The organism is Anaerotignum faecicola (assembly GCA_024460105.1).
GTDB lineage: Bacteria > Bacillota > Clostridia > Lachnospirales > Anaerotignaceae > JANFXS01.
Map to the genome: position 1 here is coordinate 266,134 of JANFXS010000002.1, position 22,946 is coordinate 289,079.

Below are 22,946 nucleotides of genomic sequence, written 5' to 3' on the forward strand. Positions count from 1 at the left end.
GAAATATATCGATTTCTAAGTTTCGGCATATGCCCGAAAATCAGACAAGACTTTTACGCTTTGCGCTATATTACAGCCCTTTAATTTATTATCCTATATATTGAGTAAAGAAAGTATTAATACATTTAAATTATAATAAAGATGGCATAAAAATCAAAGCCATAAGCTCTTTACTTTATTATATAGAACATTATACTGCGGCACAGCATTATATGTCATAAGTTTGCCTTGCTTTTAGCCTTAAAAAAGGCTGTTCTTATGAACAGCCTTTTTATATTAATTCAGATTAGTTAATAAGCCCCTTTTCCAAAAGGAAATTATGCGCTACATCCTCAGGCGTTTTTCCGTCGATATCAACTTCCGCATTAAGCGCGGCCATATCGCTTTCGGTTAAAATATTATCCATTTTGGAAAGCGCTTCCGACAGCTCCGGATATTCTTCCAAAACTTCATTCCTTACAAGATTTACAGCGTAGTACGGAGGGAAAAACGATATGTCGTCTTCAAGCTTAACAAGGTTGCTCTTTGCCAATAGTGCGTCTGTTGAAAACGCGTCTATTACGTCAACTTCTCCAGATTCTATTGCCGCATATCTTATACTTGCGTCAAGGCCGTCTTTCGATTTAAACGACGTATTATATTCCGACTCGAAAAGCGGAAGACAGTCTTCCCTCTGAATGAATTCAACGGTGCATCCCAGCCTCAGCTCCGGCGCAACGTCTATAAGCTGTGAAAGAGTTTCCAAATTATATTTTTCCGCAATTTCAGGCGTAACGCTCATAACATATGTATTGTTGAATCCTAAAGGTTCCGAGGTATGTATATTGTGCTCCGACTCCATAAATTCTTTTACTTCGGCATATATTTCATCGGGAATTTTTGAATCAATCGGACGATGAAGCATATTTGAAAGTATCGTTCCCGTATATTCAACAAACATGTCTATATTTCCGGTGTCAAGGGCGTCAAAGCATACGGAAGCGCCGTTTAAGTTAAATCTCTGCTCAACTTTAATATCAGTATTTGATTCGACCAGATCCTTATACATGTATCCCAATATAAGAGCTTCGGTAAAGTTGCTTGAGCCTATAACGATTTTCTTTTCGCCAGCGGACGCAAACGTCTTATGTACAGACGAAACTACCGGCGCCGCAATCAATAAGAAACATACGAACATGATACCGAACTGCTTTTTTCTTCTTTCTTTCTTCGAAATATTTTGTATCTGTTCCGCCGGCAAAAGCCCTTCGGACGTTAAGGCCTTTTCAAGCTTTCCAAGTATAAAATCAAGGAAAAGCGCCAATACGGAAGCCGGAATTGCACCAAGCAGAACAAGCATTGTGTTTCTTGAATTAAGACCGAGATTTATAAACCAGCCGAGTCCTCCGGCGCCTGCAAACGCCGCTATGGTCATGGTGCCCACGGCCGCTACCGCTGAAATTCTTATACCCGCCATAATAAAGGGAGCCGCTATCGGAAGCTCAACTTTAAAAAGGCGTTTCCATTTAGATATTCCAAGCCCTTTTGCAACCTCTATTGTTTTAGGGTCTATGCTCATAATTCCCGTATAAGCATTTTTTATTATAGGAAGCAAAGCGTACACTATAACCATTAATATTGCAGGTTTTGTGCCGATTCCGACAAAAGGTATTGAAAATGCCAAAAGAGCTATGCAAGGTATCGACTGCATTACATTAGCTAATCCTATAACCGCTTTTGCAAGTATTTTGTTTCTTGTAATGAGTATGCCCAAAGGAACGCCTATAAGAAGCGATATAAATACGGCAATGGCAGTCATATTAAGATGCTCGATAAAAAGCTGAAGAAGCTCTTCTTTTCTGCTCATAAACAGTTCAATAAAACTACTCAATTATACCACTCCTTTCATCTGCGGAACCTTCAGGCGTAAACTGTCTGCTCAATGTCGAAAGCAGCCGCCCTTTTGTTAAGAAGCCTTTCAACATATAATTATGATCTATAACCGGTATTACCCCAGATATGTTATAGTCAATAGTTGAAATTATTTTTTTAAGAGTCGTATCCGTAAACACAGAAACATAATCTTCAGAAATATATTGGCTCACAGGATCTTCTTTATTTTGTATTTTCTGCATTTCTTCAAGCCACACTATACCCAGAAGCTTTCCCTTATCCGTAATAATTAGGCTGTCGACATTATGGTGGCTCATTTTATATATTGCCTGCCTTACTCTAAACTCTTTCGGAGAACGAACCGGATTTTTAAGCATTATATCTTCCGCCTTTACATACTCAGGGTTGCTCCAAAGCTTATTTTTGCCTATAAATTCCTCAACATATTTATTTGCTGGATATTTAAGTATATTTTCGGGGGTGTCGCATTGAGCTATGCGTCCGTTTTCTATCACACATATACGGTCGGCAAGCTTTATCGCCTCATTCATATCATGCGTTACAAACACTATTGTTTTATTAAGCTTTTTATGTAAAGCATACACCTCGTCCTGAAGCTCGGCCCTTGTAACGGGATCGAGGGCGGAAAAAGGCTCATCCATAAGTATATAAGGCGGGTTTGACGCAAATGCCCTCGCAACATTGACCCTCTGCCTTTGTCCTCCTGAAAGCTGCACCGGAAACAAATTCTTATACTCCGAAGGCGAAAGGTTTACCATCGTCAGCATTTCGTCAACTCTGTCGTATATTTTATCTTTCGGAAAACCTGCAAGCTTCATCACAAGCTCTATATTTTCACCTACAGTCAGATGCGGAAAAAGCCCGTTTTCCTGAACGACATAACCAATCTTTTTAGGAAGATCGCTTTCGCGTATGTCGTTAATTGACACTCCGTCGATTTGTATCGTTCCTTTGTTAATCGAATTAAGCTTGTTTATTGATTTTAAAAGCGTCGTTTTGCCGCACCCGCTGGCTCCTATGAGCACAAAGCACTCGCCGTCCTTTATCGTCAAATTAATATCCATTAAAACAGATTTATTTTTATACGATTTATATACGCTGTCAATAACAATCATTATGCAACCTCCCCGTTTGCGGAAAATCTAAACTGTATCTTATAGTCAGTATCTTATAGCATAATACATTAATTTTGTATTAAGATTGCCCGCTTCAGATTATGAATACATAATATAAAATTTTAACGGTTATATAAACCGGCGTATTTAAGTACATGCGCCAAACGTAAGGCCGTAAATTAAATTTCCGTCTATCCTTTATATATCATAAAAGCCGCGGCTTTTAATACCAGCCGCGGCTTTTATCTTTTTAACCTGATAAAAATAAAATTTTTGCTTTTAACCAACCGTCAAATTTAATTTCCCTTCAACTAATTAAAACGTCCGTTCCTTTTAAACTTTTAAACATTAAATCAGTTCGTCAAGGCCTTCCCTAAACGCCTCAATAATATCTTCTATGTCCTCCAACCCCACCGAAATTCGTACCAGCCCCTCGGAAATGCCGGCAGCTTCAAGTTCTTCCTTAGAATAAGCGTTATGCGTCATGCTCGCAGGGTGTTCAACCAGTGTTTCCGCATCTCCCAAACTTACCGCTATGGCGACAAGCTTTAACGCGTTTATACATGCCGCGGTTCGTTTTTTGTCCGCATTCAGTTCAATCGAAATCATGCCTCCGAAGCCTTTCATTTGCTTGGCAGCCGTTTCATGTCCCGAAAAATCCGGAAGCCCCGGATAATATACCTTTTTAACAGCCGGATGCCCGTGCAAAAACTCGGCAAGCTTTTGTGCGTTTCGGCAATGCTTTTCCATCCTGATATCAAGAGTTTTAAGCCCCCTGTTTATAAGAAATGCGTCAAACGGGCTTAAAACCGCCCCCGTCATGTCTTTAATTCCGTGCTTTTTACACTGGGAAATAATTTCCTCACTTCCGATAATAGCCCCTGCAATTACGTCCCCGTGTCCGTTAAGATACTTTGTTGCGCTATGTACAACAATATCAACTCCCATTTCCAACGGGCGTTGAAGATACGGCGTTGCGAATGTATTGTCAACTATTATAATAATATCCTTTTTTATGCTTCTTACCGCTTCCGTCACTTCCTTTATATCAATAATTTTAAGCGTGGGGTTGCACGGAGTTTCAAAATATACAATACCGGTATTAGGCCGTATGGATTGTTTCACCTTCTCAATGTCGGAAAAATCAATCATGTCAGCCTCGACGCCAAAATTCCTAAGCCCGTGCTGAATTAAATCAAATGTGCATCCATATAACGTTTCATCAGCTAAAATATGTTCCCCACTTTTTATTAAAGACCAGATCGCCGTTGAAATGGCCCCCATGCCGGATGCAGTCACCGCGGCCGCCTCGCCGTTTTCCAAGGATGCAATCTTCTTTTCCAGCAATTCGTTCGTCGGGTTTCCCAGACGCGTATAAATAAACCCGCTTTTTGCGCCTCCAAAGCGATCTCCTCCTTCCTCTACAGAACCAAATGCAAATGTAGAGGTTTGATAAATGGGAGGGCAAAGCGCCCCGTATGTATTTTTGTCATGACCCGCATGTATCTGCCTTGTTGCAAAACCGTATTTATACTTATGTTCCATATATTCCGCTCCTTAATTTTTTAATCAAGTTTAAATTAAATATTCAAACCGCATAAATTGTAATTTTCCAAAATCCTCTTTTTTATTTTCCACTAACAGAATAATTATAAAATTTTTTAAAATATCCGTTCATTCGCTGTAAAAGCGTCTAGTCAAAAAGCCCGCTTAAAAAATCAAACGCACATTTTGCCAAAGTCGCCGCGCCAATTTCAAACGCCCTGTCGTCGATCTCAAAATACGGATTATGCACCGGGTACTGCGTTTTTGGATTGTCGTTAGCCGTCCCTATGGGAATATAAACCGACGGCACTTTATCGCTGATAAAGCAGAAGTCTTCCCCGCCCATATCTTTATTTTTCCTGTATCCAAGCTCATAAAACCCTTTTACGCTGTCCCTTACGCATTTAGTATACTTTTCATCATTTATAACGGAAAAACATCTTCGTCTGTAATCCAATTCATATGAAGTGCCGTAAATTCCGCATACCACCTCGGCTATTTTTTCTATTCCGTCTCTGACAACCGTTCCGGCCTCTTTGCTGAAAACGCGTACCGTGCCTTCTATTGTACATGTGTCCGGTATGACGGCCTGCGCCGTCCCCGCATGGAACATGCATACTTGTATAACGCATGGTTCAAGCGGATCTACTTTATTTTTTAATCCTTGCAGCATTGTATAAGCTTCCGCCGCCGGGGCAATGGGATCAACAGCAAGATGAGGAAGCGAACCATGCCCTCCTTTGCCGCGGAAAGTCAATGAGAAAAAATCGGGAAACGCCGTCACGGCTCCGTCCGATAGTCCGCAGCTTCCAATGGGGAACTGAGGCTCCACATGAAGCGCCATTGCAAAATCAACTTTAGGATTTTCCAGCAATCCTTCCTCCACCATCTGCTGTGCCCCTCCTGACGACGCTTCCTCAGCAGGCTGAAAACACAGTTTTATATTGCCGTTTAACTCATCTCTCATGCCGTTCAATATTCTTGCGGCGCCCAAAAGCATTGCCGTATGGACGTCATGCCCGCATGCATGCATAATTCCGTCATGCCTTGATTTATAATGGCTTTCATTACATTCCTGAATAGGCAGCGCGTCCATATCGGCTCTAAGCAGAATTGTTTTGCCTTCCTTTTTTTTGCCTTGTATCAATCCAACAATTCCCGTTTTTGCGGATCCGAAACGATATGGAATTTCCATTAAATCCAATTCTTTCATAATCAATTTGCCGGTTTTTATTTCTTCCCCGCCCAATTCCGGATACATGTGAATCTGCTCGCGGATATTTTTCATATATTCATGATATTCCTTTGCTTTTTGAAAGAAATCCATCTTAACTTTACACCTCCCATTTTGCTTTTTTTATGCCCTTTCTTTTTTCATGTCAAACGCCTTTTCTTCTTTTGTACGCAGAAGGCCGAACTGTATCGTAATTACAGCGCATACGCCTAACGCCATTGCATAGTAAGCCCCCGCCATAATATCCACAGGCGAACATCCCGCAAGGGTTGTAAGGAGAACCATACTGCCCGTATGCGGCGCAAATTCCAGCAGGACGCATCCGAAAATATCCAGCAGGCTTGCCATTCGTTTTGGAGAAATATGATAAGATTCCCCAATTTCTTTTGCCAAAGGGGCGGAAATAATTATAGCCATCGTATTATTGGCCAACGCCAAAGATAATATCGCCGACATAAACGCAATACAATATTCCGCCGTTTTTCTTGACTTTGCCAGTTTCAAAACAGTCTTAACCAACCACTCAATACCGCCGTATTCATGGATCACACCAATAAGGCCGCGAATTAAAATACATGTAATTGCGATTGAAAGCATATCGCTCATGCCGCTTCCGCAGGCCTTGAAAATCCCGAGTATCGTAATACTGCCCATGGCAAGGCCTATTGCCCCGGCCATTGCGATGCCAATAAAAAGCACGACAAGAACGTTCATACCCATCAGGGCGGTTACAAGTACCGTCACATAAGGAAGGATATATATAAAGTTATAAGATCCTATTTCTCCAATGCCGTCTGCTGAAACGTGCACTGTGGAGTATGCTATAACAGCTATAATTGCCGCCGGCACTGCAATAAGGAAATTCATCTTGAATTTATCCCTCATCTCGGCGCCCACGCCTTTTGTTGCGGCAATAGTCGTATCGGAAATAAACGACAGATTGTCTCCGAACATTGAGCCGCCGCTCATCGCCGCAAGCGCAATAGCAGGAGATATTCCGGCTGCTTCTGAAACCGCAACGGCAATCGGCGCAAGCGCTACGGTTGTGCCTGTTGAAGTTCCCATTGCAGTGGAAAGGAAAGACGAAACTATGAAGATACCTGAGACCAAAAAATGTTTCGGAATAAACGTAAGCCCCATATTTACCACAGAATCCGCCCCGCCCGTAGCTGAACATACTCCCGAAAAAGCCCCGGCCACAAGGAAAATCATCACCATAGACATTACGCCCGTCTGCCCGGCATTTTTTGCCAGCATCTCTACTTTATCCTCTATATTCAATTTTCGGTTCATCACAAGCGCAACGGCTATGCCGACTAACAATGCCGCTTCCCTTGGAATCTGCTTAAAAGGGGTTTCCATTCCCATGCATGTAAAAACGATACCTCCGCCAATATAAATCAGCAAAAATACAAGTATCGGAGTGAATGCCCAGAAACCGTACGTTTTCTGGCTTGAGTTATTATCTTGCTTCATATTGTTTTCGCTCATGGTTTTTCCTCCTTTTTATATCCGTTACTCCAAAAATCCCTTCTTCACTTTTTACAAAGTATTGGATTATCAGCGGCGGCGGCTTTAATCCTTCCCAATGCATCTTCAAGCGTCGACCTCGGACACGCGGCGTTTAACCTCAAAAATCCTTCGCCTCCCTTACCAAACTGAACGCCCATACTGCATGCAACTTTTGCTTTCCGGACAGTAAAATCAAATAATTCGTCGTCTGTCATGCCGGTATCCCTTGCGTCTATCCAGCATAAATAAGTACACTCCGGCAGGTTCGGTTTAAAAAACGGAATATTTTCGCGGCAATAATCCCCGATAAACCGCATATTGCCTTCCAGATAGCGTTTCAACTGGGTAAGCCATTCTTCGCCGTGTTCGTAAGCCGCCATAGTCGCAACAAGGCTGAAACAGTTATTCCGGGCAATATCCATAGCTTTCAGCTGAGTTTCATACGCTTCTTTGCAGACTGTATTCGGAAAAATAATTGTTGAAGACTGAAGCCCCGCCAAGTTAAAAGTTTTGCTCGGAGCAATACATGTAGTCGTCAGGCTTGCTATCTCGTCCGAAATAGAAGCAAACACCGTATGCTTATTGCCAAACAGCATTAAATCGGAATGTATCTCGTCCGAAATTACTTTTATATTGTACTTTACGCAAATATCCCCAACCCTTTTGAGTTCTTCCCTGCTCCAGCACCTGCCCACAGGATTGTGCGGGTTGCAGAGCAAGAAATATTTTACCCCGTTTTTTGCTTTTTCCTCAAAATCGTCATAGTCCATAGTATATCTTCCATGTTCAAAAATCAGCCTGCTCGGCACAATACGGCGGCTGCTGTTTTGAACCAAATCGGTAAACGGGTGATAGACCGGATACTGTATAAGTATTTTATCGTTTTCCTGTGTGAACAAATTCAGTATCATACGCATTGCCGGTATAACTCCAGGCGCAAACGCCATTTTATTTACATCCGGCAAATATCCGTTTTGCCTCTGCTGCCATTTTGCAATCAGTTTAAAGTATTCCTCAGGGCGGGACGTATATCCGAAAATACCCTGTTCAGCACGTTCCCTGACAGCGTCGATTATAGGCTGCGCCGTTTTAAAATCCATATCCGCAATCCAAAGCGGAATAACGTCGTTGCTGCCGAAATGCAGATACGCTTCTTCAAATTTAGCGGCATTATTATTTTTTCTGTCAATTCTTTCGTCAAAGTTATAAATCATCTTTTTACACCATCCTTCATGCTGACATATTGCTTAAAATATATTGATTATATACAAACTACGTAGTTACTTTTTACAACAGCAATAAACATGCCAAAACAACTTTTCCTTTTTTCTGCATATTTTTCTTTTTTAAATCCTATATTTCCTGTATAAAACTATCATTCTCCATATATTCTTCTTTATTACCAAAAAAATAATGGTTATAAAAAATTGGATATTAATAACCATTTAACCATTTTTTACAACCATTTAACCATTTTTATATGTAACCTTTATACTTCTTCCCTTTTTCAGTAAGTTTTGTGCCGGCCCTTCCTTTGGCAATAATAATCAGGCCTTCATTTTCAAGCTCTTTCATTATTCCCCTTACCTGCTGTTCCGATAAAGGAAATCCTTTTTCATAAGATGCGGCCGCAATAGTTTTCCTTCCGGCATGGACACCCTTCCTTTCGCTTTCAAGCAATATTTCGAGCACCAAATCTTTTTTTATTTCTCCCTTTTTATTTTCCGTTCCATGCACAGACACAGTCCTCAAATTCCTATGCCGCCCTTCTTTAAGCGCCTCCGGCAGGTCGCTATATCCAACCGTATCCAAATCCGTAAATTTTAAGTATTCCACTATATTCTGCAATTCCCTTACATTTCCGTCCCAACTATACTGTAAAAACGCCTCCGCCGCTTCTTCGCTCAGCTTAAAATGCGCCCCGCATTTTCGTTTTATTTCCTCCATAATCATAAAAACGTCGTTTCCTCTTTCCCTCAACGGCGGAATATCAATAGGAAATGTATTTATACGGTAATACAGGTCTTTTCGGAACATGCCCATATCTACCATTTTTCTGATATTTTCGTTTGAAGCGGCAATAATCCGCACATCTATATTAATGATTTTATTCTCGCCTATCCGCATTACTTCTTTTTCCTGTAAAACCCTCAGAAGCTTTACCTGCAAGTTAGGGCTCATTCCTTCTATTTCGTCCAAAAATACAGTCCCCATATGAGCATATTCAAAAAGCCCAATCCTGCCTCCCTTTTTCGCCCCTGTAAAAGCTCCGTCGCCGTATCCGAATAATTCGCTTTCCAACAACGAATCCGGAAGGGCCGCACAGTTTACGGCAACAAACGGCATATTCCGTCTTGCGGAGCTCATATGGATCGCATGGGCAAACAGTTCTTTTCCCGTGCCGCTTTCCCCTGTAAGCAGAATCGCCCCGTCTGCCTGCGCCATTCTGCCGGCAATATTTTTGGCTTTCAGCATTTCCGGGCTTTCTCCGATTATGTCGTCAAACGTATATTTTGCATTACATCCGCGCCCCATCATCTGTGTCCGCATTTTGTGCTGTTTATTTTCTTCGTCGGAAAAACGCTGTATTAAAAGGAATATTCCCATATATTGTTTATCCCTGATAATCGGAGCAGTCGTTACATTCAAATAGACGCCTTTAATTTTTACAAGGTTTGTTTCAGGTTCGGCACACGCGCGCTTCAATATAATATCTTTAAAAAACGGCAGTATTTCATCCGCTTTCCTTCCGACAGCCCAACTTTGTTCCATCATTAAAATGCGGCCTGCAAGCCGATTAAACGCAAAAATTGTTCCTTCCCCGTCAACACCGATAATACCTTCGTCCACCGCTTCCAGCAGAATCTCAAATTTATTTTCCATACTGTAACTTTTTGAAGCTAAAGTGTTGGTACTGTAATCTACCTCAGCAAGCGACTGTATATAATCCCTGTATTTTTCACTTTCAATAAACTCGGTAAAATCCAGCTTTAATGCAATTTCCAACACTGTGTTTGCAGTAAATACTCTATGTCCGATATCGATTATCCGATTAATCCCTTTCGGCACATATCTCCTTTCCCCGGGCGTGATTGCAAGGCCGGTATCCGGGAATTTCTTCATTCCGGGATAACACGGATAAAATTCAATATTTGTAATACCAAATCTGTTAAGATCCGATATAGTTTCAATCGCCATATTTACGCTCAAATTTACCAGCAGAGCTTTTGTCCCTTTAGGAAAAACAGCCAGTTCCATCAGGCTTTCTTTCCTGAAAGTAATATTTGACACTACCACTTTAGCCCCCTCGGGAATAAAAGACATTACGTAATCGAACGTATCGGAAGAAGTTGTGGCTACAAGATACAAATCGGCGGCTATATTATTGTATGATCCTCCTTTTTCAACGCTGAATGTCGATACGCAAATACGCTCTCCAAACAGATCGTAAAGCTGCTCTTTATAAAAACTGCCCACTTGCTCAGATATTGTAAATACAGCGATCTCTTTTTTCATCCGAACCCCTCCAAAAAGCAAGTTTTTTCCCTAAATTTATATTTCAATTATACCATAGCCGCATTATAAAAAGAAGAAGGGCAATAAAATGTCCGTTATTAAAGAAAAACCCCGGCATTTTTTAACGCCGGAGTTTTTACATCCTAATTTGGATACAATGTTTTTTAGCTTAAACAATTTGTTAATTTAAAAATTCACGGACAATTTCAATGGCTTCATCCAAATCGTATTTTTCGCCTGCCGTAAGCAAACCTCCAAGGGTTCCGCCATTACAGCCGTTAAACGCAGCATTATAAATTCTTCATCGCCAATATCCTCTTAAGCAATATTAAACAACTTTAACCAGCTTATATTTTTTGCCCGTACACTCTATTCCTTTTAAATTTAAATTTGCCGTATCTGAATTTTTTACGGCAATATATGAGAAATTTGGACTAAAATTTTCAATGGCAAAATTATACATGTTAATTGTTTCGGTATTTTCAATTACAAGGCGCTGCCGTTCGGGCAAAGGCGGATCTGTTGAAAACGCAAGGAGGATTATATCAAACAGGTATTTAACCGCCTCTTCAAGCTTAACGTTATATTTTCCCTTGTTTTCAGGATGCGTTATGGTAAATGTATTTTTTTCAGTATGGCTTAAACTAACGGAAAACCTATAATTGATCCAATAGAAAGGAGTATTTTCTATAACCTTGAAACATACCGTATTGGCTGTATCCAAACTAAATCTGCGTGTACCGCAATATGCCGCATGCAGTCTCGCAAAATAGAAAGCTTTATTATCGCCTTTAAGAAAGTCATATTCTTCAACAAGTTTTACAGGTATGCTGTTTTCCGTATATTTTGAATATCCCGCTATATATACGCCGCCTTCGTTCGTTATCTCTTTTGAAACCAGGTTTTCGTCTGCATAAAGTTCCACAGCCGTAAAATCAGGAGTTGCTTTATTCATCATCGCCTCGTTGATTTCACTGCTTGTAAGTTCTTCTTCGCGCACATTATATTTTAAATGATAATCTTTTAAAATATCATAATCCAGAAGGCATATAATATCAAGCACAACGCCCTTAGGAAATTCATAGCAGTCAAGCAGTTTGAACTCAAAATTTCCGTAATAAAACGGCATATTTATAACTTTTTTCTTTTCACTGCCTGAAAAATCCGGGTTATTTTGAAAATATACAAGCAAATTGCCATCCTCCGCCGCTTATTTTTCATTTAAAGTTTATTATAATTTAATAGCATTATACCATAAAATAGAAACATCTTAACGACGCTTCTGCCCGCATCATAAAAATCTAATAGTATTTTGTCATCCGTTTATATTAACAACGATACCGCAGTACGATTTATATTGTCAATATAAATTTGATTTTTCATCAATATAAATAAATATTACATCATAAATTCAGTTAATTTTATTAAACCACAGCCAAAATTAGAAATATCAAAAAATAAAGCGCCGGATATAAAAATATATCCCGCTGTTCGATAAAATTTCATTAAAAAATCACTTAATAAAAAGCCTTCTCGGAAACTTCGTAATTGTTTCTGCTCCACTTTCTGTTATGCGTATACATTCCGTTATGGCAACCTCATAGCCGTCAAGCCAAAGTCCCGGCATCATATAGAATGTCATATTCGGCTCAAGCATCGATCTCTCTCCCGGTTTAAAATATATAGTATTCTCCGTCCAAACATTAGGATAAGCGTACCATACAGCATACCCTAATATACGGCTATTTTTACAGCCTCATTTAAATATAGTCAATCTCTATACCAATTTAGGAAAATTAATAGCCATGCCAGTTTTACACATACTTCTTCTTCATTAAATACCGATTCTTTAAAAACGAATGCCCAAACACATACACAAATACTTTAACAACCAGTTTTTATGTTTATTATATAGTCAGTGTAAATACAAAATTCATTACAGTTTTTAATAATCTTTTATATCATGCATTAAATCATTCCATGCAAATATGCATAACAATTCTTTTCTCTTACATTTACATGTAAAAACAGTCCTGTTGCGAAATACTGTAATGTAATTTCGCATAAACTTTGTATACTAACGATTGGTTTAAATCTAACGATTTTTATAATCGGAAAAATATTTATTTTTTATTTTAATGTTTTTTTGCATATTTATGCAATTTTACATTAACTTTGAACCCTATATATCAGGCCGCATTTAGTTTTTTTATGCAAAACTGCACATATAGGCGACTATTTATCAATATATTTGTTTATTTTTTGTTCTTAAAAAATTTATTTGGCACAACTATTGCTATATATAACATACATAACAGCAGTGTTCAAAATATATATGTAAATTTTGTATAACCAATCAGTATAAGACGATATGAAAGGCGGGAATGTATATGTACAAATGTAATGCGGCAAGAATGGAAGACAAAATCAAAACATTTTCTAAATTCGGTGATGCAGGCCACGGCGGTATAACACGGTATTCACTTTCACCCGAAGCTTTAATGGCAAGGGAAGAGTTTGTTAAACGCATGGAAGCAATCGGCGCAACAATTGAAACTGACGATCTTGCAAATATGTACGCAACAATCCCCGGCACAGATCCAAACGCTAAAAGGATTGTTATGGGTTCACACTGCGACTCGGTTAAAAACGGCGGAAACTATGACGGTATACTCGGCGTTATGGGCGCAATGGAAGTTCTCGAGACTGTTGTAGCCGAAGGCATTGAGCATAAACATCCTTTAACGGCAATGATCTGGACAAATGAAGAAGGCTCCGAGTTTCCTCCGTGTATGATGTGCTCAGGAATTGTATGTCATGATTATATGCCTGAAAGATTCAGGGATAATTTTGAGTACAACAAAATGATGGCTTCCAAATCAATCCTGGATCCGGAAATGACTTTTGGCAAGAAACTCTCAACATTTAAATTTAAAGGCGACGCTAAAAACAGATTAAATCCTGAACAGTACGAAGCAATGTTTGAACTTCATATAGAGCAGGGCCCTATACTTGAAGACGCCGGAAAAAATGTAGGCGTTGTTACATGCGTTTTAGGACAGATGATTTACAGGGTTAAATTTTACGGATTTGCCGCACATGCGGGCACATTCCCAATGAAAAAACGTCATGATGCATTCCATGCGGCTGCCGAAGCGCTTTGCTATCTTCATGAAGAAATTGATAAACTCGGCCACGAGGATCTTGTTTATACAACGGGAGAAGTCGTTATACACCCATGTGTAAACACAGTTATTCCGGATTATTTTGATTTTTCAATCGATGTTCGCCATACACAGCCCGAAGTTCTCGATCAGGTCCGCGAAATACTCTTAAAACTGCCTGAGAAAAAATGGCAGGGCTGCGACTGCGAAGTTGTACTCGGCTGGAACCGCGACACAGTTTACTGGAATAAGAAACTTGTTGAATACGTTAGAGAAGCAACCGAAGAACTTAATATATCGCATATGGATATTAACTCAGGCGCCGGCCATGATGCGCAGTATGTTTCTTACATGCTTCCTACAACTATGATTTTCGTTCCTTCTGATAAAGGCCTGTCACACTGTGAGCCTGAACATACGTCTGTTGAACAATGTACAGACGGAGCGTCGGTTATGTTAAATGCCGTATTAAAACTTGATAAACAAGGATTATAATACTATCATCTCATAAAATTACATATTGACTCCGTTATTCCGGGCAGATTATAAACTGCCCGGTTTTTTGTATGTTAAGGAGCATTGCCCGACGTATTATTCATTTTATTTAAATATGCGCCCGGCCCGTTTGATTTTATTTATAAAACAAAATTCATAGATCAATTTTAAACCGGCGTTAAAAAATATTGTTTTAAACCCGAAATAGCATCAGTTTAAAAAAGCATACACGCAGTTTTAACGGGCGTTAGCGGCGAAATAGCCGTATTAAAGCCGTTTGCCGTAGGATCTACTGCAACTGCGCGCTTTTGCTTTGCTCTTATGCCTCCAACTCCCGTTAAAAATTTCCGGCCTTACGAAGAAAGAATCCTTATAGATCAATGCGCCGCGTCTCCTACGTCAAGTATATGCAGCACGGAAGTATGGAAATTTTTTTCCCATGGAGCACTTATTCACTTGTAAACCGAAGCCAAGCATGTGCTTTAAACACTAAGTTATTGCAGTGCAATTAAGCTTTATAAAATCAATAAACATAAAACCATATCGCCCATCCTTACAATATTTATGCCATTTCATCAACAAATACCATAACCTCAAGCCCGCCGGAGCCTGTATCTATAAACATCCCGTTTATTTCCGTTTCGCTTAATGAATTGTCCAATATAACCGGAGTTTTTATATCGCAATTCACTCCCTTTTCTGCAAGCTCTATCGACGCTTTTCCACATGATATATTCGTAATTTCACACAGCGCCGACCGCACCATTTCGTCTGCTTCTTCCAATTCCATTGAAGTTAAAATCCTTATAAGATTTAACGACAGCTCTTTTGAAAATGCAAATACTGCTCTTCCCTTTAAATCCCCGATAATCTCTATTCCTATAAATATATCGCCTTTAATTCTGTGGTTAACAACTGTTTTATGTATAATTTTTTCGCGGCTGAAACCGGCCATTTTCTCCATTACGTCCATGGCGCTGTCTGAAAAAAGTTCAACGCACATGTCAAAATGCTTTTCAGCATTTCCCCCTTTATCTCCGGAAACAATTTTTTGATCGGCGTCCGCAACATGATATATGAGCCATGCCGTTAAATGCCCTGCAAGTTCTTTCATTGTATGTATATTAAAACCTGTCTTTTCAAGTTCTTTTTCATATACGGCAATTTTTTTTGTAAACTCACGATGCTCAGCCTTATGCTCTTCTATCCCTTCATACCCAACAGAGGCCTGATATTCCTCCTCGTCTTTAAAGTGGTATACAACGTAATCCTTCAAAAATTTGATAATATTTTTATAGTCCTCGGCTCCGGCGTTTTCATCAACAGCATGTATTAAATCATTCGTCACACGGAAAAGCTCCATATGCTGCTTGTCAATACGTTCAACCCCTAAGCTGTAACTGTCCTTCCACATTTAATTCTCTCCTTTATTATTAATACTCTTATTTTGCAGTATTATCATATCACTAACCGGACGTATGGGCAAGGAAAACGCTTTTGCTTTCATTTTAAATATTCTCATATTATTTCGGCAAGTTCGTTAAAAACAAATTTACTCTCAACCGGTTCATATACCGATTATTTTAAAAGCATATGGAAAAAACTGGCTGCACTCTCAAATAAGGATTAAAAACGCTCTACTCTATTTTGAGGCTAAAAGGCATATTATAGGAACTTCGGGCAAAATCATTTGATATTTCACATTACGAACTTTTTGTTTTATACCCGCATTAGAAAAATACAGAAAATAAAATGCCAAAACAGATATAATGTCAATAAGTTATTCCGAAAAATACAGTAATCCCAATATTAAAAGATTTCGGAAAACACGATTATATATTTATATCCTATTGGAACCGGCAAACGGAACAAAAACCATTATACTTATAAAAATCAGTCAAGAAATTATCAAAAATAACAATAACTCTTTAGTCAATTAAAACCCGCATATTCAAATGTTTAAAGAAGAACGCGTCAAAACTTCTCTGAACACAACTTTCTTGCGCAATAAATATTTCAAACAGGAACTTTGGGTAAAAATAGTAAAATATCTTTTTAATTATATAATCCTGCCATTTCTTTCATCTTCACTATCCGGCATATATGCGATTGCAAACGGATTTTTTGTCGTCAACAGTGTAGACATAGCTGCCCGGAGGCAATAAATATTATTTCTTTTCCCAAATCACGGCGCAAAAACCTACTATAAATAAGCGCCTTCAATTTGCAATGGGATATGCGGTTTAAAACGGCATTAGCGGCATAATATCGGCGTCAAAAGCATTTGACATAGTTTTGGCTGCGCTTACGTAATTTTTACTTACTCTTAAAATACTAATGCCGTTTTCAACTATACGACTACACATGGATAATTTTTTTGTTATTCAAGGCGCAAATATAAAGGCTTGCCCATAGGCAAATATCCAAATCATGTTAAAATCGCGGCGCACAGAGTTTCCCAAAGAAAATTCAAGAGCCTAACCAAGTATTTGCAGCCCAGGAAATTAAAAAATTTACCAAGCGGAACGTGTCTGCACTTATAAACTGAAAGTATAGGCTTGCAAAATATTTATTTAATTAAATGCAGGCACAAAAAAATATACAAGGGAACCAATAAGTTTTCCGGCTGCGAGCGCAAGCAAAAAAAACGACAGGCCTTGCTTAAGCCTTGCGCGTCTCATAAAAATCGGCACAACATTTATAACTTCGGCAAGCGAAACAGCAAGAGAGCCGACAAATACGCCTATAGCCGCGGCCGCAATCACGGCCGCGGCATTTCCTATAGGTATATAATATTTTAAAAACATTGTCGTACACCCAAAAATACCGCCTAACGTAATAGCATCTTCATATATCATAATATATTTTTCTGTTTTTGTTTTTTGTGCAAGCCTTGGCACAACGCCTATTATAGCAATAAACGCAAATATGCCTCCTGCCACAACTGTTCCGGAGGATAATCCGATCACGGCAAGAACTATGTTATTAAACATGTCAGTTTTTATTCTCCTTTTGTTTGTTTAATGTTTCGATCTGGTTTTCTATAACTTCTTTTTCATATGTTGTCATCTGCACTTCAATCGGCGTTGGATCTTCCGTCATCTTAATAACGCTGAAATGATTAAAAAATACTATGATACCGATTGCAAGCCCTATTGAATAAGGTATTTCCAGTACATAAGGCGTTTCATTTTCAACGCCGTAAAACATTTCATAATAACTGCTCATAACCTTCGGTATTTCGCCGTCGGCATGGAAACTCATTATTGCGGTTGCGCCGCCAAAAAATAATATTACAACAACAGCCGCTATTTTAATTATTGTAAGCAGTTTATTTTCTTTTGCCGGCTTTTCCGCAAATTCAATTACAACATCAGTTTCTCCCATATTAACAACCGTTGCGTTCGGCTCTAAGTTAGTAACGGCTTTTACCATGTCCATAACTGAAATAATATAATTAGCCCTTTTGCATCCTTGCTCTATCCTTAAAACTATAGCGTTTTTTAAGGAGTCGTTTTTGATATTTTCGCAGTAAACTTCCGCAATATCTTTTAAGTAAATTATTTTTTTCCCCTTAGCCTGAAATTTTTTAACAGGTTTTATATACACATCCATTTAATTCATTCACCTCTTTAAGCCTTATTATTCCTTATATGGCGCAAAAAATACGTCCGGGAAGTTTCTATTAAAACCCAAATAAAAAAAACTGCAAAAATACAAAATAAGTATTTTCGCAGTTTTTCAGTTATTCGGCCGCCTCAAGAGTCATATACAAGAAATAATTTTTATCTTTCCATGCATTTTTGTCGTTAACTGACTGTAAAACGGCTATGTAATATTTGCCGGGCTCAAGATATTTTTTCGACGCAATCCTAACCATATTGCCATTGTCATCGGAAACCATCTCGCCTGTCAAATACGGCTCGTTCACTTCCTTATTAATAGTAAATATAAATGACGCCTTAATTTTATCGTCCTCACTTTTGTTTCCCGTTGCATCAAACAACGCCCCGCCCGAAACAGTCGCGTACACAGGTATAGGCGTAAAAAACTCATAAAAATCTATCTCGTCGTACCTTTCAAAGGAGCCGATGAACGTATCTCCGCTGTCAATATAATTTACGGCCAAAGAGCCGCTTGTGTCCTCTTCCCACAGCCTCTCTCCCAATTCAGCCGTATAACCTTCTATAAATCTTCTGAATTCGGTCTCATATACTTCCCTGTACGGTATTTCATTCACATTTTTAAGCCCGTTTGTAACTAAATTAATTGGGACGGCTAAATTAAGGTTTTGGCCGTCTTTAACGCTTGCCGTCGTTATGCCGATAACTTGGGCATGTTCATTAAGGAGCGCCCCTCCGCTGCTTCCGGAAGATATCGGAGCGGAAATCTGAAGATATAAATGTCCGTTGTCGCTTACCCTTTGGTTATTGCTGATTATGCCGTCAGTTATGGAATTTTGAAGGCCTTTGGGGCTACCGATAGCATAAATTTTATCTCCGTTTTCAACCTTGTCGGAATCTGCCGTTTCCAAATACGGGAACTCTTTCCTCACTGTTCCGCTTACGGCTTTATCCGAAATTTTAAGAACCGCAATATCATTAGATATATCGTAAAACAGCACGCTTTCCACAGGATATTGTTCTCCGTCTGTTGTTGTTATAACCGCATCCGTAGTATTTTCGATAACATGATAATTTGTAACGGCCGTACCGTCCGGGCTTATAAAAAATCCGCTTCCCGATCCTGTTACATTGCCGCCTTGCTTAACTTCAATATAAAATACTGACGGCGAAGCTTTTTTTGAAACCTCTTTCGGAGTCATAGGCTTATCAAAAGGCAGAGCAGAACTGCCTGAAATCGAAATTATGTCGCAGTCACGTTCAGCCTTCCATGTAACTTCAAGCCCTGCAGCTTCCATAACATATCGCAGTGGAATATATATCCTGCCGTCGCTGTTTACACACGCCGCCGTATCCATATAAACCGTACCGCTTGGAGTTTTCATTTCTTTGGAACCGGTTTCAACGCTTATAATGCCTTTATCGGTAATTATATCAGCAGTTTGGCTTTCCGCATCCCACTCGACTTCATATCCGCATACCTCCGCTATATATCGCATCGGTATCTGTACGCGTTCGTATTCATCGTAATACGGATGACCGTATTCGGCTGGAATATTCAATTCCGCCCCGTCGATCAGTATTTTGATTTCACGGCTGCCTGCAAATATATTAAAAGGCAATAAGGCCGCTGTGCCTATTGCCACAATTAGCGCATATAGAAATTTTTTCATACGTTTCTCCTTAAAAAAGTCAATTTGATTTTAATTATATGCCCGTCCGAACAATCAGTCAATTAAATATTCTTTAATATTCTTTTAATAATTTCCCATTTTGAAAAAACAGCATTAAATCCATTATAAACTATAAAAGTTTTACTTTTTACAGCGGGCCGCCGAAAGATAACTACATAAATAAAAAGCGCGGGCGCATTTTCCCCGCGCTTAAAAATTTATTTTTCAAAAACCGATGCTTTCATTTTTTCCTACGCGCGACATCAGTTCCATTACAGCCTTACGAGCGTCTTTTCCGCAAAACAGCACTTCGTTGATTTCCTTCGTAATAGGCATGTCAACATTATACTTGACTGAAAGGTCATATGCCGCTTTTGCCGTATTAACGCCCTCCACAACCATATGAACCGCTTTAAGCGTTTCCTCAAGGCTCTTCCCTTCACCGAGCATAATTCCGGCACGCCTGTTCCTTGAATGCATACTTGTGCATGTAACTATCAAGTCTCCAATACCTGAAAGGCCCATAAATGTTTCGGCTTTTCCGCCCATAGCTATCCCCAAACGGCTGATTTCAACCATGCCCCTGGTCATCAGAGCGGCTTTTGTATTGTCGCCGAAGCCCAAACCGTCGCTCATTCCTGCCGCAAGGGCTATAACATTTTTAAGGGCCGCTCCCAGTTCCATTCCAATCATGTCGCTGTTTGTGTACAAACGGAAATTAGGGTTCATAAATTCGTTCTGCACCATCTTTGCAACTTCCATATCACAGCATGAAATCGCACAGGCAGTAGGTATATCACGACCGACTTCTTCCGCATGGCTGGGTCCCACAAGCGTACATACTTTGCACTGCGGCACACATTCTTTAATCACTTCCGAAAGTCTCATAAGGCTGTTGTCTTCAAGGCCTTTGGCTACATTAACAAGTATCTGGTTTTCCTTAAGAAACGGCGAGAATTTTTCCATATTAATCCTTACAAATTTTGACGGCACAGCCGTTATAACTATGTCGGCGTTTGAAACCGCTTTCTCCGGATCTGTTTCAATACCTATGCTGTCCCTTATTTCAATGCCCGGAAGAAATTCTTTATGTTCCCTGTCTTTCCTGATGGCCTGCGCTTCTTCTTCTCTCCACGACCAAATAGTAACTTTATGTCCATATTTATCAAGCATAACAGCCAAAGCGGTTCCCCAGCTGCCGGAACCGATTACCGCCACATTTTTCATGTAAAAACCTCCTAATCCTTTTTTTTGATAAACTTGTTTTCAGTGCCGGCTCTGAGCCTTTCAATGTTTGACCTGTGTTTATAAATCGCAAGAACGCACATAAAAGCCGTAACAGCCGTTAACTCATACGGAGCTTTCAATATAAAGCAGGCAACAGGTATGGCAACAGAAAAAACTATTGATCCGGCCGATATGGTGTTTGTAGCCGCTATGCCTATAATACCGGCCGTATATGTAATAACGGCAATAAGCGGGTTAAAAGTTACAATAAGGGAAAGCGTCATACCTATAGTCGCCGCTATCCCCTTTCCTCCTTTAAATTTGAGGTAAAACGGGAAATCATGGCCGAGCACGGCGCCAAAGCTTGCATAAACGCCCGCCATAATATTCCCGCCGAATAATTTGTAACACACCGCAAAAGAAATTACCGATTTTAAAATATCACATATGAAAGTAATTGCCCCGGCTTTTTTGCCCAATACCCTGAGAGCGTTTGTGGTGCCGAGATTCCCGCTGCCGTACTGTCTTATGTCAACATGGTTAAACTTTCCCACAACGTAAGCGGACTGTATACATCCTACAAAATAGCCGATTAAAACGCAGATTACTCTAAACATTTAATTTTTCTCGTTCCTTTCCCTAACAATAAAATGTATAGGAGTTCCAACAAACCCAAAGGCTTCCCTGAACTGATTTTCAATATATCTCCTGTAACTGAAATGGAGCAGTTGTCTGTCGTTTACAAAAAGTACAAACGTAGGCGGCTTAACGCTTACCTGAGTTACATAATAAATTCTAAGCTGTTTCCCTTTATCGCTCGGAGGCTGCTGCATTGCCATAGCTTCAATAAGCACATCGTTTAAAAGCCCCGTGCTTATCCTTAAAGCATGGTTCTCATGCACCGTCTTAATCGTTTCGAGCATTTTATTAACCCTCTGCCCTGTTTTTGCGGATATAAATACCCTTGGGGCGTACGGCATATATGCAAGCTCATTGCCTATGTCTTTAAGGAATTTATTCATTGTTTTATCGTCTTTTTCAATGGAATCCCATTTATTTACGGCAATAATTGCCGCTTTTCCCCTTTCATGGGCTATCCCGGCAATTTTCGTATCTTGATCCGTAATTCCCTCGTTTGCGTCTATTACAAGTATGGCAACGTCGCATCTTTCAACGGCGGCTACGGCGCGTATAATGCTGAAACGCTCAATATCTTCCTTTATTTTGCTTTTCCGCCTCATTCCGGCTGTGTCTATAAATATAAATTTCTGCCCGTCTTTCTCCACGGGCGAATCTATAGCGTCCCTTGTCGTGCCCGGTATATTGCTTACGATAAGCCTTTCTTCTCCCAATATATTATTAATAAGCGACGATTTGCCTACGTTCGGTTTGCCTATTATGGCAACCTTTATTGCCTCCTCTTCCTCTTCCTCAGCCTCTTCAGGCGGAAACTCGCTTATAACGGCGTCAAGGAGATCCCCAAGCCCCAGCATCTGGCCTGCTGAAATAGGTATCGGCTCGCCTATTGCGAGACTGTAAAATTCGTATACATCCATATTTTCGCGCCTCATATCGTCAACTTTGTTAACGGCAAGCACTACCGGCTTTTTTGTTCGGCGCAGCATATTTGCCACTTGTATATCGTCGTCTGCAACGCCCTGTTTTATATCGCATACAAACAATATTACGTCGGCTGTTTCAATAGCTATTTCAGCCTGCTGCAAAATCTGCTTCAATATTATATCTTCTGCTCCCGGCTCCATACCGCCGGTGTCTATAAGCGTAAACTTCCTGTCAAGCCATTCCACATCGGCATATATCCTGTCGCGCGTAACGCCCGGCCTGTCCTGTACTATAGAAATCCTTTCTCCTGCAAGCTTATTGAACAATGTGCTCTTTCCCACGTTCGGACGCCCGACAACTGCAACTATGGGTTTGCTCATATTTTT

Annotated in this window: 17 protein-coding genes; 1 reads left to right on the forward strand and 16 read right to left on the reverse strand. The window is 39.9% G+C overall.

All coding sequences use genetic code 11. The features are described from left to right. Positions 1-286: 286 nt before the first annotated feature. From NE664_03915 to NE664_03955, 9 genes are all read right to left on the reverse strand, one after another. Positions 287-1,870, reverse strand: a complete 1,584-nt coding sequence (locus tag NE664_03915) for an ABC transporter permease subunit (GenBank protein ID MCQ4725807.1) — start codon at positions 1,868-1,870, stop codon at positions 287-289. Next, entirely contained in the window at positions 1,863-3,008 is a 1,146-nt protein-coding gene (locus tag NE664_03920; GenBank protein MCQ4725808.1) for an ABC transporter ATP-binding protein, read from the reverse strand. The genes NE664_03915 and NE664_03920 overlap by 8 nt, the downstream gene beginning before the upstream one ends. A gap of 348 nt (positions 3,009-3,356) precedes the next feature. Next, entirely contained in the window at positions 3,357-4,553 is a 1,197-nt protein-coding gene (megL, locus tag NE664_03925) for a methionine gamma-lyase (GenBank protein ID MCQ4725809.1), read from the reverse strand. A 148-nt stretch (positions 4,554-4,701) separates the two neighbouring features. Then, entirely contained in the window at positions 4,702-5,880 is a 1,179-nt protein-coding gene (locus NE664_03930) for an amidohydrolase (GenBank protein ID MCQ4725810.1), read from the reverse strand. 30 nt (positions 5,881-5,910) lie between these two features. Further along, a complete protein-coding gene (locus NE664_03935) occupies positions 5,911-7,278 on the reverse strand; it encodes a Na+/H+ antiporter NhaC family protein (GenBank protein MCQ4725811.1) in 1,368 nt (455 codons plus the stop codon). Positions 7,279-7,322: 44 nt separating this feature from the next. Then, positions 7,323-8,513 carry a pyridoxal phosphate-dependent aminotransferase gene (locus NE664_03940; protein MCQ4725812.1) on the reverse strand — a complete coding sequence of 397 codons (1,191 nt, stop codon included), beginning with the start codon at positions 8,511-8,513 and terminating at the stop codon, positions 7,323-7,325. 262 nt (positions 8,514-8,775) lie between these two features. Further along, positions 8,776-10,815 carry a sigma 54-interacting transcriptional regulator gene (locus NE664_03945; protein ID MCQ4725813.1) on the reverse strand — a complete coding sequence of 680 codons (2,040 nt, stop codon included), beginning with the start codon at positions 10,813-10,815 and terminating at the stop codon, positions 8,776-8,778. Between the two features lie 328 nt (positions 10,816-11,143). After that, on the reverse strand, positions 11,144-12,007 hold the full coding sequence (locus tag NE664_03950) for a hypothetical protein (GenBank protein ID MCQ4725814.1): 864 nt from the start codon (positions 12,005-12,007) through the stop codon (positions 11,144-11,146). 321 nt (positions 12,008-12,328) lie between these two features. Next, positions 12,329-12,472, reverse strand: a complete 144-nt coding sequence (locus tag NE664_03955) for a hypothetical protein (protein MCQ4725815.1) — start codon at positions 12,470-12,472, stop codon at positions 12,329-12,331. A 733-nt stretch (positions 12,473-13,205) separates the two neighbouring features. On the opposite strand from NE664_03955, the gene NE664_03960 reads away from it, so the two are divergent. Further along, entirely contained in the window at positions 13,206-14,474 is a 1,269-nt protein-coding gene (locus NE664_03960) for a Zn-dependent hydrolase (GenBank protein ID MCQ4725816.1), read from the forward strand. A 562-nt stretch (positions 14,475-15,036) separates the two neighbouring features. Here NE664_03960 and NE664_03965 read toward each other — a convergent pair. The 7 genes from NE664_03965 to der form a co-directional block, all read right to left on the reverse strand. Continuing rightward, complete coding sequence (locus NE664_03965; protein ID MCQ4725817.1) at positions 15,037-15,888, reverse strand: bacteriohemerythrin; 852 nt, start codon at positions 15,886-15,888, stop codon at positions 15,037-15,039. A gap of 1,159 nt (positions 15,889-17,047) precedes the next feature. Next, positions 17,048-17,467, reverse strand: a complete 420-nt coding sequence (locus tag NE664_03970) for a stage V sporulation protein AB (GenBank protein MCQ4725818.1) — start codon at positions 17,465-17,467, stop codon at positions 17,048-17,050. Position 17,468: 1 nt separating this feature from the next. Next, entirely contained in the window at positions 17,469-18,089 is a 621-nt protein-coding gene (locus tag NE664_03975) for a stage V sporulation protein AA (protein MCQ4725819.1), read from the reverse strand. 130 nt (positions 18,090-18,219) lie between these two features. Then, positions 18,220-19,770: a trypsin-like peptidase domain-containing protein gene (locus NE664_03980; protein ID MCQ4725820.1), complete on the reverse strand. Its 1,551-nt coding sequence runs from the start codon at positions 19,768-19,770 to the stop codon at positions 18,220-18,222. 225 nt (positions 19,771-19,995) lie between these two features. After that, positions 19,996-20,997, reverse strand: a complete 1,002-nt coding sequence (locus tag NE664_03985; protein ID MCQ4725821.1) for an NAD(P)H-dependent glycerol-3-phosphate dehydrogenase — start codon at positions 20,995-20,997, stop codon at positions 19,996-19,998. An 11-nt stretch (positions 20,998-21,008) separates the two neighbouring features. Then, positions 21,009-21,614 carry a glycerol-3-phosphate 1-O-acyltransferase PlsY gene (gene plsY, locus NE664_03990; protein ID MCQ4725822.1) on the reverse strand — a complete coding sequence of 202 codons (606 nt, stop codon included), beginning with the start codon at positions 21,612-21,614 and terminating at the stop codon, positions 21,009-21,011. Next, the gene (der, locus tag NE664_03995) at positions 21,615-22,940 is read right to left on the reverse strand and encodes a ribosome biogenesis GTPase Der (GenBank protein MCQ4725823.1); all 1,326 of its coding nucleotides are present in this window, start codon (positions 22,938-22,940) and stop codon (positions 21,615-21,617) included. Positions 22,941-22,946: the final 6 nt, after the last annotated feature.

What these genes read in the sequence shown, in the direction of transcription:
- NE664_03940 (MCQ4725812.1), bottom strand. Translation starts at nt 8,513, where the DNA reads ATGATTTATAACTTTGACGAAAGAATTGACAGAAAAAATAATAATGCC.
- NE664_03985 (MCQ4725821.1), bottom strand. Translation starts at nt 20,997, where the DNA reads ATGAAAAATGTGGCGGTAATCGGTTCCGGCAGCTGGGGAACCGCTTTG.
- der (MCQ4725823.1), bottom strand. Translation starts at nt 22,940, where the DNA reads ATGAGCAAACCCATAGTTGCAGTTGTCGGGCGTCCGAACGTGGGAAAG.
- NE664_03960 (MCQ4725816.1), top strand. Translation starts at nt 13,206, where the DNA reads ATGTACAAATGTAATGCGGCAAGAATGGAAGACAAAATCAAAACATTT.
- NE664_03970 (MCQ4725818.1), bottom strand. Translation starts at nt 17,467, where the DNA reads ATGTTTAATAACATAGTTCTTGCCGTGATCGGATTATCCTCCGGAACA.
- NE664_03920 (MCQ4725808.1), bottom strand. Translation starts at nt 3,008, where the DNA reads ATGATTGTTATTGACAGCGTATATAAATCGTATAAAAATAAATCTGTT.
- NE664_03935 (MCQ4725811.1), bottom strand. Translation starts at nt 7,278, where the DNA reads ATGAGCGAAAACAATATGAAGCAAGATAATAACTCAAGCCAGAAAACG.
- NE664_03955 (MCQ4725815.1), bottom strand. Translation starts at nt 12,472, where the DNA reads ATGCTTGAGCCGAATATGACATTCTATATGATGCCGGGACTTTGGCTT.
- NE664_03975 (MCQ4725819.1), bottom strand. Translation starts at nt 18,089, where the DNA reads ATGGATGTGTATATAAAACCTGTTAAAAAATTTCAGGCTAAGGGGAAA.
- plsY (MCQ4725822.1), bottom strand. Translation starts at nt 21,614, where the DNA reads ATGTTTAGAGTAATCTGCGTTTTAATCGGCTATTTTGTAGGATGTATA.
- NE664_03980 (MCQ4725820.1), bottom strand. Translation starts at nt 19,770, where the DNA reads ATGAAAAAATTTCTATATGCGCTAATTGTGGCAATAGGCACAGCGGCC.
- megL (MCQ4725809.1), bottom strand. Translation starts at nt 4,553, where the DNA reads ATGGAACATAAGTATAAATACGGTTTTGCAACAAGGCAGATACATGCG.
- NE664_03930 (MCQ4725810.1), bottom strand. Translation starts at nt 5,880, where the DNA reads ATGGATTTCTTTCAAAAAGCAAAGGAATATCATGAATATATGAAAAAT.
- NE664_03945 (MCQ4725813.1), bottom strand. Translation starts at nt 10,815, where the DNA reads ATGAAAAAAGAGATCGCTGTATTTACAATATCTGAGCAAGTGGGCAGT.
- NE664_03965 (MCQ4725817.1), bottom strand. Translation starts at nt 15,888, where the DNA reads ATGTGGAAGGACAGTTACAGCTTAGGGGTTGAACGTATTGACAAGCAG.